Origin of the sequence: Escherichia sp. MOD1-EC6842 (genome assembly GCF_002965705.1) — a bacterium.
Lineage (GTDB): Bacteria > Pseudomonadota > Gammaproteobacteria > Enterobacterales > Enterobacteriaceae > Escherichia > Escherichia ruysiae.
Genome location: NZ_PTRF01000013.1, coordinates 1 through 17,276, shown reverse-complemented (window position 1 = coordinate 17,276; position 17,276 = coordinate 1). Strand labels below are relative to the sequence as shown.

Below are 17,276 nucleotides of genomic sequence, written 5' to 3'. Positions count from 1 at the left end.
CCATCATGGAACAGAGAAAAATCACACGCAGCGATCTGGTGAGCATGTTTCTGCGCTCCAACCTGCAACAGGCGTCATTCAACTTTGAACGTATTCATGGGCTGGGTTTTTGCTACGACATGATCCCCGCCATCAAGCGCCTCTATCCACTGAAAGAAGATCAGGTCGCCGCGCTGAAACGCCACCTGGTGTTCTTCAATACCACGCCTGCAGCCTGTGGCCCGGTGATTGGTGTGACGGCGGCAATGGAAGAAGCACGAGCCAACGGTGCAGAAATTGATGACGGTGCAATAAACGGCATCAAAGTCGGCCTGATGGGGCCGCTGGCGGGCGTTGGCGACCCGCTGGTCTGGGGAACACTGCGCCCGATTACCGCCGCGCTCGGCGCATCGCTGGCGTTGTCCGGCAACATTCTCGGCCCGCTGCTGTTCTTCTTTATTTTCAACGCGGTGCGTCTGGCGATGAAGTGGTATGGGCTACAACTCGGCTTTCGCAAAGGCGTGAATATTGTCAGCGATATGGGCGGGAATGTGCTGCAAAAACTGACCGAGGGCGCGTCGATTCTTGGCCTGTTTGTCATGGGAGTGCTGGTCACCAAATGGACATCAATCAACGTGCCGCTGGTCGTCTCGCAAACACCTGCCGCAGACGGTTCCACCGTCACCATGACCGTGCAGAACATTCTTGACCAGCTCTGCCCTGGCCTGCTGGCGCTCGGCCTGACACTGCTGATGGTGCGTCTGCTCAACAAAAAAATTAACCCCGTATGGCTGATCTTCGCCCTGTTTGGCTTAGGGATTATCGGCAATGCGCTGGGCTTCCTGTCCTGATTCTTCGCCCCGGCGCGACTGCCGGGGCCATCGCTCAACATGAGGTGGTTTATGAAAACAACAGCTCTGCGTCTTTACGGTAAACGTGACCTGCGTCTGGAAACCTTTGACCTTCCTGAAATGCAGGAGGATGAAATTCTGGCGACAGTAGTCACCGACAGCCTGTGTCTTTCTTCCTGGAAAGAGGCCAACCTGGGTGAAAACCATAAAAAAGTGCCCGACGATGTGGCGACCAACCCGATCATTATCGGCCACGAGTTTTGCGGCGATATTCTGGCCGTCGGTAAAAAGTGGCAGCACAAATTCCAGCCAGGCCAGCGCTATGTGATTCAGGCCAACCTGCAACTGCCGGATCGCCCGGACTGCCCCGGTTACTCCTTCCCGTGGGTGGGCGGCGAAGCAACGCATGTGGTTATTCCCAACGAAGTCATGGAGCAGGATTGTCTGTTGGCATACGAAGGCGAGACCTACTTTGAAGGCTCGCTGGTTGAACCGCTCTCCTGCGTGATTGGCGCGTTCAACGCTAACTATCATCTGCAGGAAGGCACCTATAACCACAAGATGGGGATTCGCCCGCAGGGACGGACGCTGATCCTTGGCGGCACTGGCCCGATGGGGCTGCTGGCGATTGATTATGCGCTGCATGGGCCGGTTAACCCGTCGCTGTTAATTGTCACTGATACCAATAACGACAAGCTGAGCTATGCGCGGAAACACTATCCGTCAGAGCCGCAAACGCTGATTCATTATCTCAATGCCACCGATGCAGCATTTGATACGTTAATGGCGCTGAGTGGCGGTCACGGCTTCGATGATATTTTCGTCTTTGTGCCTAATGAAGGACTGGTGACTCTCGCCTCTTCCTTGCTAGCGACAGATGGTTGCCTGAACTTCTTCGCCGGGCCGCAGGATAAACACTTCAGCGCGCCGATTAATTTCTACGATGTGCATTATGCATTTACCCATTACGTGGGCACGTCAGGCGGCAATACCGATGACATGCGCGCGGCGGTCAAACTGATCGAAGAGAAAAAAGTGCAGGCCGCAAAAGTGGTTACACATATTCTTGGGCTGAATGCTGCGGGCGAAACCACGCTGGAATTGCCCGCCGTCGGCGGCGGGAAAAAGCTGGTGTATACCGGGAAATATCTGCCGCTGACGTCACTCACGCAGATTCAGGATGAAGGCCTGGCGGCGATTCTGGCGCGTCATCAGGGAATCTGGTCCGGTGAAGCGGAGCAATACCTGCTCGCTCATGCAGAGGCGATTACTCATGATTAATCGCGATACTCAACTCTGCATGTCGCTTGCTGGTCGCCCCGGCAACTTCGGCACGCGTTTTCACAATTATCTTTATGAAAAGCTGGGGCTTAATTTCATCTATAAAGCGTTCACTACCCAGGATATTGCAGCGGCGGTGAACGGCGTCCGCGCGTTGGGGATTCGCGGCTGCGCCGTGTCGATGCCGTTTAAAGAAAGCTGTATGCCCTTTCTCGATGCTATCGATCCGTCGGCAAAAGTCATTGATTCAGTGAATACTATTGTAAATGACGAGGGCAAGCTGACCGGATTTAACACCGACTATATCGCGGTGAAAAATCTGATAGCCCACCACCAGTTTAATACCACCGCACGCGTGATGATTCGCGGCAGCGGCGGAATGGGCAAAGCGGTGATTGCCGCCTTTCGCGACGCGGGTTTTACGGATGTCGCCATCGCCGCCCGCAACCGCGAGAGCGGCTCGACGCTGGCGAAGCAGTATGGGTTTCAGTGGCAACCGCTGCCGGAAGGTATCGCCTTCGACATTCTGGTCAACGTGACGCCCCTTGGCATGACGGGCAGTAAAGAGAGTCATGAGCTGGCCTTCAGCGAAGCGATGGTCTCAACGGCAAGCGTCGTTTTTGATGTCGTAGCCTTGCCGCCGGAAACGCCGCTCATTCGCCTGGCGCAACGGCTTGATAAGCAGACGATCAGCGGCGCGGAGGTGATAGCCTTACAGGCCGTCGAGCAATTCGCGATGTATACCGGCGTGCGACCCGATGCGCAGCTGATTGCTGAAGCGGCACAATTTGCACGAGAAGGATAAGAAACATCAGCGCCTTAAAGGGCGCTCAGATTACTGGCAAAGTGCGCGTTGTTTATGCCGGATGCGGCGTGAACGCCTTATTCGGCCTACAAAATATTGAAAATTCAATATGTTGTAATTATCTGGTAGGCCTGATACGCGTAGCGCATCAGGCCATCTTACGCTGTCATCAATCTCAACGCCTTGTTTGCCAACCGTCCCCAGAATGCCTGGTGCAATACACGACATCGTGAGCCATGTCAGTAAGTGGTGAAATTCGCGGTGATAGCATGGCTCCCGTGATTTCTTACTAACCGGAGAAGTAATGGAACTGCTTTTATTGAGTAACTCGACGCTGCCGGGAAAAGCCTGGCTGGAACATGCGCTGCCGCTGATTGCTGAACAGTTGCAGGGTCGCCGTTCAGCGGTGTTTATTCCTTTCGCTGGCGTAACGCAAACCTGGGATGATTACACCACCAAAACGGCTGCGGTTCTCGCTCCGCTGGGTGTTTCTGTCACCGGTATTCATAGTGTTGCCGATCCTGTTGCCGCGATTGAAAATGCGGAAATCGTGATTGTCGGCGGTGGCAACACTTTCCAGTTACTGAAGGAATGTCGTGTGCGCGGTCTGCTGGCACCAATTGTTGACGTGGTGAAACGCGGCGCGCTGTATATTGGCTGGAGCGCAGGCGCTAACCTCGCTTGCCCAACTATCCGCACCACCAACGATATGCCGATTGTCGATCCGCAAGGTTTCGATGCGCTAAATCTGTTCCCGCTGCAAATCAACCCGCACTTCACCAACGCGCTGCCGGAAGGCCACAAAGGTGAAACACGCGAGCAGCGTATTCGCGAACTGCTGGTGGTTGCGCCAGAGTTGACGATTATTGGTCTGCCGGAAGGTAACTGGATCACGGTGAGTAAAGGTCACGCTACGCTGGGCGGCCCGAATACCACCTATGTGTTTAAAGCGGGTGAGGAAGCAGTACCGCTGGAAGCCGGGCACCGTTTTTAAGTAAATTGCCGGATGCATTATCCGGCATCTTGTACACAATGCCTGATGCGACGCTTGACGCGTCTTATCAGGCCTACAGGGTTCCTGTATTAATACTCGTCCCGCCCCTCATCTTCATCTGGCTGTTCCAGCACGCTGTAAGCCACCGAACAAAACAGCGAGTTCAGACGCTGCATATCTCCCAGCAAGCCTAAATGTAACGAACTGGTTTCAATACTCTGCACGTTTTGCTGATGCAAGCGATCGACGTGAGCGTGGGAATAACGGCGATTAAGAATGCGAAAACGATGCTTACTGCGGCGTAAACGACGGGCGCTGGTGACATCGCCAGAGAAGAAAACCGACATAGCCAGCTTTAAATTGCTGAGCAATTGCTCATAGAGTGCATCCAGTTCCTTCAACCCATCAATCGAAAATGCCCGCCGCGCTGCCAGCGATTTGTCAGCAATTTCGCTGCCCATACGCTCGACAATATCGGAAGCCTGTTCCAGATTGAGCGCCATTTCAATGATTTCCGCCCAGCGACGAGACTCTTCCTCCGCCAGTTCCTCTTTTGGCATCCGCGCCAGGTAAAGTTTAATCGCGGTATATAACACGTTGATATCATCCGCCAACTTGCGCAGCTCTTTCTCTTCACGAGGCGCGCCGTGCATCACTTTATTCAGCCCTTCCATCATCTGTTCCATTGCGTCACCGATGCGCAATGTTTCGCGCGCCGCATTGGCCAGGGCGAGCGTTGGCGTATCCAGCGCGCTAACGTCCAGATGTTTCGGTTTCAGATGGGCATCCAGTTCGGGCTCATCGCGAATAATCGTTTTGCAAAACCGCGCCATCGGGTCAACAAATGGCAGCATTACCAGACAGCGCACAAGGTTGTAGAAGACGTGGAAATAGATAACCAGTTCCGCTTTTGGTAAAGGCAGTTTATCCATGGATTCAGCCAGAACATGGACAAACGGCAGGATAATCAGGCTTCCCACCAGCTTAAACAGCAGGCTACCCAGCGCCACGCGACGTGCAGCGGCATTGGCGGCACTGTTGTTGAGCATCGCCAGCAGGCCGGAGCCGAGGTTAGCGCCGATGACCAGGCAGAGCGCCACCGGGAAGGAGATAATGCCTGCGGCGGTCAGGGTGGCGGTCAGCAGTACGGCGGCAAGACTGGAGTAACTGATAATGGCGAACATCGCGCCAATCAGCGCATCCAGTAAAATATCGCCAGTCAGCGAGGCAAAGATCACCTGAACGCCGTTAGCCTGGGTGATCGGTGTTACTGCCTGCACAATCAACTCCAGTGCCAGCAAAATCAGCCCAAGACCGATACCGACGCGCCCCAGTTGCCCGGCGCGCGACTGTTTGCGTCCGAGGAAAAAAATCACGCCGATAAAAATAAGTAACGGTGACAGCCAGGATAAATCGAAGGTAAGAATACGCGCCATTAGCGCCGTCCCGACATCTGCCCCCAGCACAATGACCAACGCGGGTGCAAGGGCAACCAGATCCTGAGCGACAAACGACGTCACCAGCATGGTGGTGGCATTACTGCTCTGTACCAGTGCGGTAACGCCTATCCCCGCGCAAAAGGCGAGCGGCTTCTTTTCGACGCTCCGGCTGAGGACGGTACGCAGGCGCGCACCGAAGACGCGCATTACGCCGGTACGAACAATATGTGTCCCCCAGACCAGCAGGGCGACGGCAGAAAGCAGGTGAAGCAGTGTTAACACGAGTTCAGGTTCTCCTTATCGTTATATGCTCCTGAAACAGATACCGAAGGGGGCGAGCTGCGCTTTTCCGGTTCGATATAAGACCAGTATAAGTGTTTCATATTAATAAAGAGACAGGGCACTCATTGAGCGCCCTGTTTGTTGTAAGGAAAAGTGACAGATTTGTGAATCAGTCCGCGTCATACCCCAGATTCGGCGCCAGCCAGCGTTCAACATCAGCAACGCTCATGCCTTTACGGCGGGCATAGTCTTCCACCTGGTCGCGCTGAATTTGCGCCACGGCGTAATACTTGCTGTCCGGGTGGCTGAAATACCAACCCGAAACCGAAGCACCAGGCCACATCGCGAAAGATTCCGTGAGTTTCATGCCGGTGTGTTTTTCCACTTCCAGCAGCTCCCAGATGGTGGCTTTTTCCGTGTGTTCCGGGCAGGCTGGGTAGCCTGGTGCCGGGCGGATTCCCTGATAGTTTTCGCGGATCAGCTCTTCATTGCTGAGGTTCTCGTTCGGCGCATAACCCCAGTAAACTTTACGTACCCGCTCATGGAGATACTCCGCAAAGGCTTCAGCCAGACGGTCGGCAAGGGCTTTCACCATGATTTTGTTGTAATCATCGTGCTGCGCTTCGAACGCTTCTGCCAACGCGTCCTCTTCCAGCCCGCCAGTCACGGCAAATGCGCCAATGTAATCCGCTTTACCAGAAATCTTTGGTGCCACGAAATCCGCAAGGCAGTAGTTGGCGAAGCCGGTTTTTTCCGTCTGTTGGCGTAGATGGTGGCTGACGTTGATCACATGGGTGCGTGTTTCGTCGCGGTAGATTTCAATGTCGTCGCCCACACGGTTTGCCGGGAACAGACCAACCACGCCGCGTGGATTCAGCGTTTTTTCGGCGCTTAATTTATCCAGCATGTCATTGGCGTCTTTAAACAGGCGTTTCGCCTCAACGCCTACCACTTCATCTTCCAGAATGCGCGGATACTTCCCGGCCAGCGACCAGGTCATAAAGAACGGCGTCCAGTCGATGTAATTACGCAGCGTTTCGATGCTGGCTTCGACTTCCTGCACGCCGAGACGGTGTGCCACCGGCGGCGTGTAAGCCTGCCAGTCAAAAGCGAAATCGTTATCACGCGCCGCTTCCAGCGTGACTGGTGGCGTGCGCGGTTTCTTGCGCCCGTGCTGAATACGCACGGTTTCGTACTCTTTGCGGGTACGAGCGACAAAGTCATCACGCTGAGTATCGGAAAGCAGCGCCGCCACGACGCCAACGGTGCGTGAAGCGTTCTGCACATACACCGTCGGGCCGCTGTAGTTCTGCTCGATTTTCACCGCCGTGTGCGCTTTTGAGGTCGTCGCACCGCCAATCAATAGTGGAATAGTAAAGCCCTGACGCTCCATCTCTTTCGCCACGTTAACCATTTCGTCCAGCGACGGCGTGATCAGCCCCGAAAGGCCAATCAAATCGGCATTCACTTCTTTGGCAGTGCGGAGAATTTTTTCCGCAGGCACCATCACGCCGAGATCGACAATTTCGTAGTTATTACATTGCAGCACCACGCCAACGATATTTTTACCGATATCGTGGACGTCGCCCTTCACGGTGGCGATAACCATCTTGCCGTTGGTTTTGCCCTGCTCTTTGCTGGCTTCGATAAACGGTTCGAGATAGGCCACCGCCTGCTTCATTACGCGCGCCGATTTGACCACCTGCGGCAGGAACATTTTCCCTTCGCCGAACAGATCGCCAACCACGTTCATGCCGTCCATCAGTGGACCTTCAATCACTTCAATCGGGCGCGTAGCCTGCTGGCGCGCTTCTTCGGTGTCCTGTTCGATAAACTCGGTAATGCCTTTGACCAGCGAATATTCCAGACGTTTATTCACTTCCCACGAGCGCCACTCCGCCTGCTGGGCGTTAGCGGTGTCGTCGGTTTTGCTGCCGCGATATTTCTCGGCAAGCTCCAGTAAACGCTCAGTGCCATCGTCGCGTCGGTTGAGGATCACATCCTCCACCGCGTCGCGCAGCTCGGCGGGTAGATCGTCGTAAATTGCCAGTTGCCCAGCGTTGACGATCCCCATATCCATACCGTTACGGATGGCGTAGTAGAGAAACACTGCGTGAATAGCTTCGCGTACCGGATCGTTACCACGGAACGAGAAGGAAACGTTGGAAACGCCGCCGGAAATCAGCGCGTGCGGCAGTTCGCGTTTGATGTCTTCACACGCGCCGATAAAATCCTGCGCGTAGTTGTTATGCTCTTCAATGCCAGTTGCGACCGCGAAGATGTTCGGGTCAAAGATGATATCTTCCGGCGGAAAGCCAACCTCTTCGGTGAGGATTTTGTACGCCCGACGGCAAATCTCTATTTTCCGCGCGCGGGTATCGGCCTGTCCCTGTTCGTCAAAGGCCATCACCACCACTGCTGCACCGTAACGACGCAACAGTTTCGCGTGATGGATAAAGGCGTCAACGCCCTCTTTCATTGAGATTGAGTTAACAATGCCTTTGCCCTGAATACACTTCAGACCTTTTTCAATGACCTCCCATTTTGAGGAGTCGATCATAATCGGCACGCGAGCGATATCCGGTTCACCGGCAATCAGATTGAGAAAACGCACCATCGCCGCTTCGGCGTCGAGCATCCCTTCATCCATATTGATATCGATAATCTGCGCACCGTTTTCCACCTGCTGACGCGCCACGTCCAGCGCCTCGCTGTATTTCTCTTCTTTGATCAGGCGTTTGAACTTAGCGGAACCGGTGACGTTGGTGCGTTCACCCACGTTCACAAACAGGCTATCGTCGCCAATGTTCAGCGGCTCCAGGCCTGATAAACGGCAGGCTACGGGGATCTCCGGCAATTTGCGCGGCGCTAATCCTTCTACTGCACGGCTCATCGCCGCAATATGTTGAGGAGTAGTGCCGCAGCAACCGCCGACGATATTCAGGAAGCCCGCTTCCGCCCATTCGCGAATCTGCTTTGCCATCGTGTCAGCGTCGAGATCGTATTCACCAAAGGCGTTAGGCAGCCCGGCGTTCGGGTGCGCAGTGACGTAACATTCTGCTATACGCGACAGCTCCTGAACGTACTGGCGCAGTTCGTCTGGCCCCAGTGCACAGTTGAGGCCGAAAGTCAGGGCTTCGGCATGGCGCAGAGAGTTGTAAAACGCTTCAGTGGTTTGCCCGGAGAGCGTGCGCCCGGAGGCGTCGGTAATGGTGCCGGAGATCATAATCGGCAGTTCAACGCCCAGGGCTTCAAACTCCGTTTTCACCGCAAATACCGCCGCTTTGGCGTTGAGGGTGTCGAAGACGGTTTCAATCAGAATCAGGTCTACACCGCCTTCCACCAGTGCTTTGGTGGATTCGCGATAGGCTGCCACCAGCTGATCAAAAGAGATGTTACGGAATGCCGGATCGTTTACGTCCGGAGAAATAGATGCTGTGCGGTTGGTTGGGCCGAGAACGCCGGCAACATAGCGCGGTTTATCCGGCGTGCGGGCGCTCCACTCGTCGGCACAGGCACGCGCCAGTTTCGCCGCTGCAAAGTTGATCTCTGCCGACAGGGATTCCATCTGGTAATCCGCCATCGCAATGGTCGTGGAGTTGAAGGTGTTGGTTTCGATGATATCCGCGCCTGCTTCAAAGTAAGCGTTGTGGATAGCGGCGATCACGTCCGGTTTACTGAGCACCAGCAGGTCGTTGTTGCCTTTGAGATCGCATGGCCAGTCGGCAAAGCGTTCACCACGAAAATCGGCTTCGTTCAATCGATAGCTCTGGATCATGGTGCCCATACCGCCGTCCAGCACCAGAATACGTTCATTTAACTGCGCACGCAGTTGTTCCACTTTGCTGCTCACACTTGCTCCCGACACGCTCAACCCAGATTTAATAAAAATTCAACAAACCATACTGGCATAAACGCATCTGCGGTAAAAGCGACCACCACACAACATGAGATTTGTTCAACATTAACTCATCGGATCAGTTCAGTAACTATTGCATTAGCCAACAATAAAAATGAAAATGATTTCCACGATACAGAAAAAGGAGGCTGTCATGGTCGCACCCATTCCCGCAAAACGCGGCAGAAAACCCGCCGTTGCCACCACACCTGCGACTGGACAGGTTCAGTCTTTAACGCGTGGGCTGAAATTACTGGAGTGGATTGCCGAATCCAATGGCAGCGTGGCGTTAACCGAACTGGCGCAACAAGCCGGATTACCCAACTCTACTACCCATCGATTGCTCACAACCATGCAGCAACAAGGCTTTGTCCGTCAGGTTGGCGAACTGGGTCACTGGGCGATAGGCGCACATGCTTTTATGGTCGGCAGCAGCTTTCTCCAGAGCCGTAATTTGTTAGCCATTGTCCATCCTATTCTGCGTAATCTGATGGAAGAGTCTGGCGAAACGGTCAATATGGCGGTGCTCGATCAAAGCGATCACGAAGCGATTATTATCGACCAGGTACAGTGTACGCATCTGATGCGTATGTCCGCCCCTATCGGCGGTAAATTACCGATGCACGCTTCCGGTGCCGGTAAAGCCTTTTTAGCCCAACTGAGCGAAGACCAGGTGACGAAGCTGCTGCATCGCAAAGGTTTACATGCCTATACCCACGCAACGCTGGTTTCTCCTGTGCATTTAAAAGAAGATCTCGCGCAAACGCGCAAACGAGGTTATTCGTTTGATGATGAGGAACATGCGCTGGGACTGCGTTGTCTCGCGGCGTGTATTTTCGATGAGCACCGCGAACCGTTTGCCGCAATTTCGATTTCCGGGCCGATTTCACGTATTACCGATGACCGCGTAACCGAGTTCGGCGCGATGGTGATTAAAGCGGCGAAGGAAGTGACACTGGCATATGGTGGAATGCGGTAACTTTTCGCCTCCGATTTATACAAACCGCACGCTAAACCGCTGCCTGCGCCGATAAGCATAGACATCTTCTACATGCCCCTCACGGATACGTTTTTGTAAGGCGCGCCAATAATCGGCGCGGAACAAGTCAGCGTGCATATCTTCAAACAGCGAGCCAATGCGCGGATCGGCACATAACCAGTGACGGAACTCTTCCGGGAAAACATCGCCTGGCGAGACGCTGTACCACGGTTCGCTGGCGAGTTCGTCTTCCGGGTAGCGCGGCGGCGGGATGTCACGGAAATTAACTTCCGTCATGTAGCAAATTTCGTCGTAATCATAAAACACCACGCGACCGTGACGAGTGACGCCAAAGTTTTTAAATAGCATGTCGCCTGGGAAGATATTGGCGGCGGCAAGCTGGCGAATGGCGTTGCCATACTCTTCAATAGCGTCGCGCAGTTGCTGCCCTTCAACTTGCTCAAGCCAGATATTGAGCGGCACCATCCGCCGTTCGATATAGAGATGGCGAATCACAATTTGTTCTCCAAGATCGGTGATTTTTTCCGGCGCTTCCTGGAGCAGTAATTCCATTAATGCCGGGGAAATATGCCGCTTCTCTAGTACAAAGTTTTCAAATTCCTGGGTATCCGCCATTCGGCCAACACGATCGTGTTCCTTAACCAGTTGATAGCAGGCGCGGACATGAGCAGCAGACATCTCTTTCTGCGGCGCGAATTTATCTTTGATCACTTTGAATACCCGATCAAAACCCGGTAGCGTGAACACCAGCATCACCATTCCACGAATGCCCGGCGCTTCAATAAACTGTTCATTACAGCCCTGTAGATAAACGAGATATTCGCGGTAACTTTCGGTTTTGGCGTGTTTCTGGCAGCCGATAGCCATATACAGTTCTGCGGTGGTTTTTCCCGGCAGAATTTCCCGTAACCATTCGACCAGCGCAGCAGGCAGCGGCGCGTAAACCATAAAATAGGATCGCGCGAAGCCAAAGACGATGCTCGCTTCGGCGGTCGTCGTCAGGCAGGTATCAATAAACAACTCGCCGTCGTCCGTCTGGTGGATCGGCAGCAAAAATGGCAACGTGCCGGAAGGCGTGATCAGTTTGCCCACCAGCCAGGCGGCTTTATTGCGATAAAACAGTTCGTTCGCCACCTGTAGATGGCTTTCGGCGAGGTTGTCTGTCCCCAGCGTTTCCGTCAGATGGCGAATGATGTAATGAATGTCACGGCTTTTATTTTGCCAGCGCAGACGCAACGGCAGGTCGCTGATAACGCGCATCAGCAAAGATTCCCAGCCGTGATCGGGGTAGAAATCTTTCGCCAGTGGGCGTGGAATAGTACGAAAGCGGCGCTCTGGCTGGGAGCTAAAGATAAAAAGCCGCTCGGGAGTAAGCGAGCGGTGGTCAAATAACCGACAGTACACGGAGTTAAAAAAGCTCTCCGCAATCTCGAAGCGCGGGTAATCCGGCAACAGCCGGGTGTAATGCTCTTTGACGTGTAGTAAAAATGCCGCGTCCGTGCTTTGCCCGTTGGTGATACAGCGCAATTGCTCCACCACCAGACCAACGTGATGATCATAAAGATGGATACGGTTTTTCATCGCCTGCTGGACAGCGTGCCAGTCGGCTTGTTCGAAACGCTGCTGCGCCCCGGAAGTCACTTCGAGGAATCGACCATACTGGGCGTCAAAACCTTGCAAAATCGTTTGTGCAATCAGTAATTCCAGGCCACGCGGCATTTGTCGCCCTCATCAGGGAGCAGAGAATTGCCGGAAAAGACGCGCAAGCGTCACATCAGGCATCATGCGCCGATTGCCGGATGCGGCGTGAACGCCTTATCCGGCCTACGCGTCTGCAACATTTGTAGGCATGATAAGACGCGTCAGCGTCGCATCAGGCGCTGATTGCCGGATGCGGCATAAACGCCTTATCCGGCCTACAGTCAGCAACGTTTGTAGGTTGCTTAGAACTGCGATTCTTCGGTGGAGCCGGTCAGCGCGGTAACTGACGACGTGCCGCCCTGAATAATGGTCGTCACTTTATCGAAGTAACCCGTACCCACTTCCTGCTGGTGAGAAACGAAGGTATAGCCATCTTTCGCGGCAGCAAATTCCGGCTGCTGCACTTTCTCAACATAGTGCTTCATACCTTCACCCTGCGCATAGGCGTTTGCCAGGTCGAACATGTTGAACCACATGCTGTGGATACCGGCCAGGGTGATGAACTGGAACTTGTAGCCCATATCCGACAGCTGCTGCTGGAAGCTGGCGATAGTTTTGTCGTCGAGGTTTTTCTGCCAGTTGAACGACGGCGAGCAGTTATAAGCCAGCAGTTTGCCCGGATATTTCGCGTGGATAGCTTCCGCAAAGCGACGCGCCAATTCCAGGTCTGGCGTGGAGGTTTCACACCATACCAGGTCAGCATATGGCGCATACGCCAGGCCACGGCTGATCGCTTGCTCAATGCCCGCATGAGTACGGAAGAAGCCTTCACTGGTACGCTCGCCGGTAATAAATTCGCTATCATACGGGTCGCAATCGGAGGTAATCAGATCCGCCGCATCGGCATCGGTACGAGCAACCAGTAGGGTTGGAACGCCCGTCACGTCAGCAGCCAGACGCGCCGCGACCAGTTTCTGAATAGCTTCCTGAGTTGGCACCAAAACTTTGCCGCCCATGTGACCGCATTTCTTCACTGATGCCAGCTGATCTTCGAAGTGAACTGCCGCTGCACCGGCTTCAATCATCGCTTTCATCAGTTCAAAGGCATTAAGTACACCGCCAAAACCGGCTTCCGCATCGGCAACGATCGGCAGGAAGTAATCGACATAGCGCGGATCGCCCGGCTCAATGCCAGCAGACCACTGGATCTGATCCGCACGACGGAAGGTGTTGTTGATCCGCTCCACCACTGCAGGCACCGAGTTTGCCGGGTAGAGCGACTGGTCCGGATACATGCTGGCCGCCAGGTTAGCGTCCGCCGCTACCTGCCAGCCAGACAGGTAAACCGCTTCGATACCCGCTTTCGCCTGTTGCAGCGCCTGACCGCCAGTCAGTGCACCGAGGCTGTTGATGTAGCCTTTTTTCGACTCGCCGTGCAGCAGACGCCACATTTTCGCCGCACCCAGTTGCGCCAGCGTACATTCCGGATTGACCGAACCGCGTAATTTCACCACATCTTCCGCGCTGTACGGACGGGTAATGCCTTCCCAACGCGGTTGAGTCCACTCTTTCTGTAATTCTTCAATTTGTTGTGTACGGGTTTTCATGTGCAGATGCTCCATAGTTATGTGGTGGTTTACGCTAACAGGCGGTAGCCTGGCAGGGTCAGGAAATCAATTAACTCATCAGAAGTGGTGATCTGTTCCATCAGGCGTGCGGCGTCGTCAAAACGCCCCTGGGAGAAACGCTCTTCGCCCAGTTCGCTGGCAATGACCTTCATCTCTTCCCCCAGCATCTGGCGGAACAGGGCTTTGGTCACCGGTTTGCCATTACTCAAGGTTTTTTGATGATGGATCCACTGCCAGATGGAAGTACGGGAGATTTCAGCCGTCGCCGCATCTTCCATCAGGCCATAAATCGGCACACAACCGTTGCCGGAGATCCATGCCTCAATGTACTGGACAGCTACGCGAATATTGGCGCGCATACCTTCTTCGGTGCGTTCACCGTCACAAGGTGCCAGCAGTTGATCGGCAGTAATCGGCGCGTCTTTTTCGCGCATCACCTCAAGCTGATTTTTGCGGGAGCCGAGGATGTCGTTGAAAACCGCCATTGCGGTATCAGCAAGGCCTGGATGGGCGATCCATGTGCCATCGTGACCGTTATTCGCTTCCAGCGATTTATCCGCTTTCACTTTGTTGAGCACCTGGTTATTGCGCTCTTCATCTTTGCTCGGAATAAACGCCGCCATGCCGCCCATCGCAAATGCGCCGCGTTTATGGCAGGTTTTGATTAACAGGCGTGAGTAGGCATTAAGGAACGGTTTATCCATCGTCACAGCCTGTCTGTCTGGCAGGACACGATCGGAATAGTTTTTCAACGTTTTGATATAGCTGAAGATGTAATCCCAGCGACCGCAATTCAGACCCACAATATGGTCGCGCAACGCATAGAGAATTTCGTCCATCTGGAACACGGCAGGCAGCGTTTCGATCAGCAACGTCGCCTTGATAGTGCCGCGCGGCAGATTAAAGCGATCTTCGGCATAGCTAAAGACTTCGCTCCACCAGGCCGCTTCCTGCCAGGACTGGGTTTTCGGCAGATAGAAATAGGGACCGCTGCCTTTTGCTAATAGCGCCTGGTAGTTGTGGAAGAAATAGAGGGCAAAATCAAACAGGCTGCCTGGGATCGCTTCGCCGCGCCAGGTGACATGTTTTTCCGGCAAGTGCAGACCGCGTACCCGACAAATTAAAACAGCCGGATTGGGTTTGAGTTGATAAATTTTGCCGGATTCGTTGGTGTAACTGATGGTGCCGTTAACCGCATCACGCAGGTTAATTTGCCCGTCGATCACTTTGTTCCAGTCCGGAGCCAGTGAATCTTCGAAATCGGCCATAAAGACTTTCACATTGGCGTTGAGCGCGTTGATCACCATCTTGCGCTCTACCGGGCCAGTTATCTCTACCCGACGATCTTCTAAGTCCGCAGGAATCCCGCGAATTTTCCAGCCAGCATCACGAATGGAAGCTGTTTCCGAAATAAAATCAGGCAACGTTCCGTTATCAATATCTTGCTGCTGCTGAATGCGCGCTGCCAGAAGTTTATTGCGTTGTGGCGTAAAATGCGTCACCAGCTCAGTCAGAAATTCTACCGCTTCGGCAGTAAGGATTTGCTTCTCCTGCTCGCCATACGGCCTTGTGAAAGCCAGTTCATCGGTTGTTGTTGCCTGTTCAGTCATCGTGCAGCTCCTCGTCATGGATCCGAAAACTTCCCCACTGTGAACGAAGGATCGTTGTGCGCTTTTCGTTCAGCACAACTAAGACTACTCATTTAAAATGCAAAATCAAAAACAATTTCCATTTTTAATTTAAATTGCATTTAACTTACTGATAACAATAAGAATAAAATTTATTCACCTGTTGCGGTGTGTTTCGGAAATAAAAAAGGCACCCGAAGGTGCCTGAGGTAAGGTGCTGAATCGCTTAACGATCGAGCTCAGCAGAAGATTAATCCAGCGTAGGATTCATATGGCGTAGATCGTATGGCGTGATCTGGTAAACGTAATAGTTGAGCCAGTTGGTAAACAGCAAATTGCCGTGGCTACGCCAGCTCGCTCGCGGTTTGTTTTGCGGGTCGTTGTGCGGGAAATAGTTATACGGAACATCCGGATTTAGCCCGGCTTCCACATCGCGGAAATATTCCTGTGCCAGCGTTTGCGCATCGTATTCCGGATGCCCCGTTACAAAGGCAATGCGCTTATCTTTGCTGGCAAACAGATATGCGTCCCCTTCTTCTGTCTCCGCCAGAATTTCCAGATCGGTGTAATCACGAATCAACGCTGCCGGAAAGTCTGCATAACGCGAATGTGGCGCCAGAAATGAATCATCAAAGCCACGCGTCAGAAGCGCATGGGGATGGAGAATATGATGCTCGTAAACGCCAGAGAGTTTGTCGGTGCGGGTTTGCTTAGGAATGCCGTAGAGGATATTGAGCGCGGCCTGTACCGCCCAACAGACAAACAGCGTTGAGGTGACGTGATCTTTCGACCACTCCAGCACCTGTTTGATCTGCGGCCAGTAAGCGACGTCATTAAACTCCACCAGACCCAGTGGCGCGCCAGTTACAATCAGACCGTCAAAGTTTTGTTCCTGAATATCTTCAAAGTTGCAGTAAAAATTATTCAGATGCTCTGCGGGCGTGTTGCGCGATTCACGGGAATCGATGCGCAACAGCTGAATATCGACCTGCAAAGGTGAGTTTGAAAGCAGGCGTAAAAACTGATTTTCAGTTTCGATCTTCTTCGGCATCAGGTTAAGGATAAGCACCTTTAGCGGACGAATTTCCTGACCAGACGCGCGAGAAGTTGTCATCACAAAGACATTTTCTTCACGCAAGAAATTGACGGCGGGCAGCTCGTCCGGCACACGAATCGGCATAACCTGATTACCTCTTTACATACGCTTATACGTTTAGACATCCAGATAGCTGAAGATAACCAGAAAATTTGCCAATGTCGAGCCTGCATGTCGAAGGTGAGAAAGTTTCAAGGAAAAGATTGCGTTAGGATATAAGCACCAATAAAAGGAGAGAAAATGGTTATTAGTATTCGCCGCTCACGGCATGAGGAAGGAGAGGAACTCGTTGCGATTTGGTGTCGTTCTGTCGATGCCACTCACGATTTTTTATCAGCAGAGTATCGGGCTGAACTGGAAGAACTGGTACGTTCGTTTCTGCCGGAAGCGCCATTGTGGGTCGCGGTTAATGAGCGGGATCGGCCGGTTGGGTTTATGTTGCTAAGCGGACAGCATATGGATGCGCTGTTTATCGATCCTGATGTGCGTGGCGCTGGCGTGGGTCGAATGCTGGTGAAACATGCGCTCTCAAGGGCACCAGAACTGACAACCAACGTTAATGAGCAAAATACGCAGGCGGTTGGGTTCTATAAGAAGATGGGGTTTAAGGTTACAGGACGTTCTGAAGTGGACGATCTGGGGAAACCGTATCCGTTGCTGAATCTGGCGTATGTGGAGGAATAATGCACTGTTGCCCCCTACCGTAACCCTGAGTAGGACGGATCAGACGCACCAGCGTCGCATCCGGCATTTT

General features: G+C 53.3%; 12 protein-coding genes. 6 read left to right on the top strand and 6 right to left on the bottom strand.

Translation table 11 applies throughout. The features are described 5' to 3' along the window. Positions 1–5: 5 nt before the first annotated feature. The 4 genes from A7Z29_RS15795 (at position 6) to pepE (ending at position 3,910) form a co-directional block, all read left to right on the top strand. The gene (locus A7Z29_RS15795; RefSeq protein WP_123058415.1) at positions 6–830 is read left to right on the top strand and encodes a PTS system mannose/fructose/sorbose family transporter subunit IID; all 825 of its coding nucleotides are present in this window, start codon (positions 6–8) and stop codon (positions 828–830) included. 51 nt (positions 831–881) lie between these two features. After that, a complete protein-coding gene (gene sorE, locus A7Z29_RS15790) occupies positions 882–2,111 on the top strand; it encodes an L-sorbose 1-phosphate reductase (RefSeq protein ID WP_105290444.1) in 1,230 nt (409 codons plus the stop codon). Beyond that, positions 2,104–2,916 (top strand): shikimate 5-dehydrogenase, encoded by an 813-nt coding sequence (locus tag A7Z29_RS15785; RefSeq protein ID WP_000610345.1) that lies wholly within the window; start codon positions 2,104–2,106, stop codon positions 2,914–2,916. The genes sorE and A7Z29_RS15785 overlap by 8 nt, the downstream gene beginning before the upstream one ends. Before the next feature lie 304 nt (positions 2,917–3,220). After that, positions 3,221–3,910 (top strand): dipeptidase PepE, encoded by a 690-nt coding sequence (gene pepE, locus A7Z29_RS15780; RefSeq protein WP_032226505.1) that lies wholly within the window; start codon positions 3,221–3,223, stop codon positions 3,908–3,910. Between the two features lie 89 nt (positions 3,911–3,999). Here the strand turns inward: pepE and A7Z29_RS15775 are convergent, their stop codons facing one another. Together A7Z29_RS15775 and metH are read right to left on the bottom strand one after the other, a co-directional pair. After that, the gene (locus tag A7Z29_RS15775) at positions 4,000–5,631 is read right to left on the bottom strand and encodes a Na/Pi cotransporter family protein (protein WP_000956836.1); all 1,632 of its coding nucleotides are present in this window, start codon (positions 5,629–5,631) and stop codon (positions 4,000–4,002) included. A 169-nt stretch (positions 5,632–5,800) separates the two neighbouring features. Continuing rightward, a complete protein-coding gene (gene metH, locus A7Z29_RS15770) occupies positions 5,801–9,484 on the bottom strand; it encodes a methionine synthase (RefSeq protein WP_105290443.1) in 3,684 nt (1,227 codons plus the stop codon). A gap of 199 nt (positions 9,485–9,683) precedes the next feature. Between metH and iclR the strand changes: the two genes are divergently transcribed. Beyond that, a complete protein-coding gene (gene iclR / locus A7Z29_RS15765; protein WP_000226416.1) occupies positions 9,684–10,508 on the top strand; it encodes a glyoxylate bypass operon transcriptional repressor IclR in 825 nt (274 codons plus the stop codon). A gap of 15 nt (positions 10,509–10,523) precedes the next feature. Here iclR and aceK read toward each other — a convergent pair whose 3' ends face one another. From aceK to metA, 4 genes are all read right to left on the bottom strand, one after another. Then, complete coding sequence (aceK, locus tag A7Z29_RS15760) at positions 10,524–12,248, bottom strand: bifunctional isocitrate dehydrogenase kinase/phosphatase (protein ID WP_001137207.1); 1,725 nt, start codon at positions 12,246–12,248, stop codon at positions 10,524–10,526. A 224-nt stretch (positions 12,249–12,472) separates the two neighbouring features. Beyond that, entirely contained in the window at positions 12,473–13,777 is a 1,305-nt protein-coding gene (aceA, locus tag A7Z29_RS15755; protein WP_000857853.1) for an isocitrate lyase, read from the bottom strand. A gap of 29 nt (positions 13,778–13,806) precedes the next feature. Further along, the gene (gene aceB / locus A7Z29_RS15750; RefSeq protein ID WP_105279296.1) at positions 13,807–15,408 is read right to left on the bottom strand and encodes a malate synthase A; all 1,602 of its coding nucleotides are present in this window, start codon (positions 15,406–15,408) and stop codon (positions 13,807–13,809) included. Between the two features lie 268 nt (positions 15,409–15,676). Next, a complete protein-coding gene (gene metA, locus A7Z29_RS15745; RefSeq protein ID WP_001122790.1) occupies positions 15,677–16,606 on the bottom strand; it encodes a homoserine O-acetyltransferase MetA in 930 nt (309 codons plus the stop codon). Positions 16,607–16,762: 156 nt separating this feature from the next. Here metA and A7Z29_RS15740 point away from each other — a divergent pair, with 156 nt between their 5' ends. Further along, positions 16,763–17,206 carry an acetyltransferase gene (locus A7Z29_RS15740; RefSeq protein ID WP_085461295.1) on the top strand — a complete coding sequence of 148 codons (444 nt, stop codon included), beginning with the start codon at positions 16,763–16,765 and terminating at the stop codon, positions 17,204–17,206. The last annotated feature ends 70 nt before the right edge of the window (positions 17,207–17,276 follow it).

Excerpts from the sequence above, each read along its gene's own strand:
- A7Z29_RS15795 (WP_123058415.1), top strand. The coding sequence starts at position 6 with ATGGAACAGAGAAAAATCACACGCAGCGATCTGGTGAGCATGTTTCTG.
- sorE (WP_105290444.1), top strand. The coding sequence starts at position 882 with ATGAAAACAACAGCTCTGCGTCTTTACGGTAAACGTGACCTGCGTCTG.
- A7Z29_RS15785 (WP_000610345.1), top strand. The coding sequence starts at position 2,104 with ATGATTAATCGCGATACTCAACTCTGCATGTCGCTTGCTGGTCGCCCC.
- pepE (WP_032226505.1), top strand. The coding sequence starts at position 3,221 with ATGGAACTGCTTTTATTGAGTAACTCGACGCTGCCGGGAAAAGCCTGG.
- iclR (WP_000226416.1), top strand. The coding sequence starts at position 9,684 with ATGGTCGCACCCATTCCCGCAAAACGCGGCAGAAAACCCGCCGTTGCC.
- aceK (WP_001137207.1), bottom strand. The coding sequence starts at position 12,248 with ATGCCGCGTGGCCTGGAATTACTGATTGCACAAACGATTTTGCAAGGT.
- aceA (WP_000857853.1), bottom strand. The coding sequence starts at position 13,777 with ATGAAAACCCGTACACAACAAATTGAAGAATTACAGAAAGAGTGGACT.
- aceB (WP_105279296.1), bottom strand. The coding sequence starts at position 15,408 with ATGACTGAACAGGCAACAACAACCGATGAACTGGCTTTCACAAGGCCG.
- metA (WP_001122790.1), bottom strand. The coding sequence starts at position 16,606 with ATGCCGATTCGTGTGCCGGACGAGCTGCCCGCCGTCAATTTCTTGCGT.
- A7Z29_RS15740 (WP_085461295.1), top strand. The coding sequence starts at position 16,763 with ATGGTTATTAGTATTCGCCGCTCACGGCATGAGGAAGGAGAGGAACTC.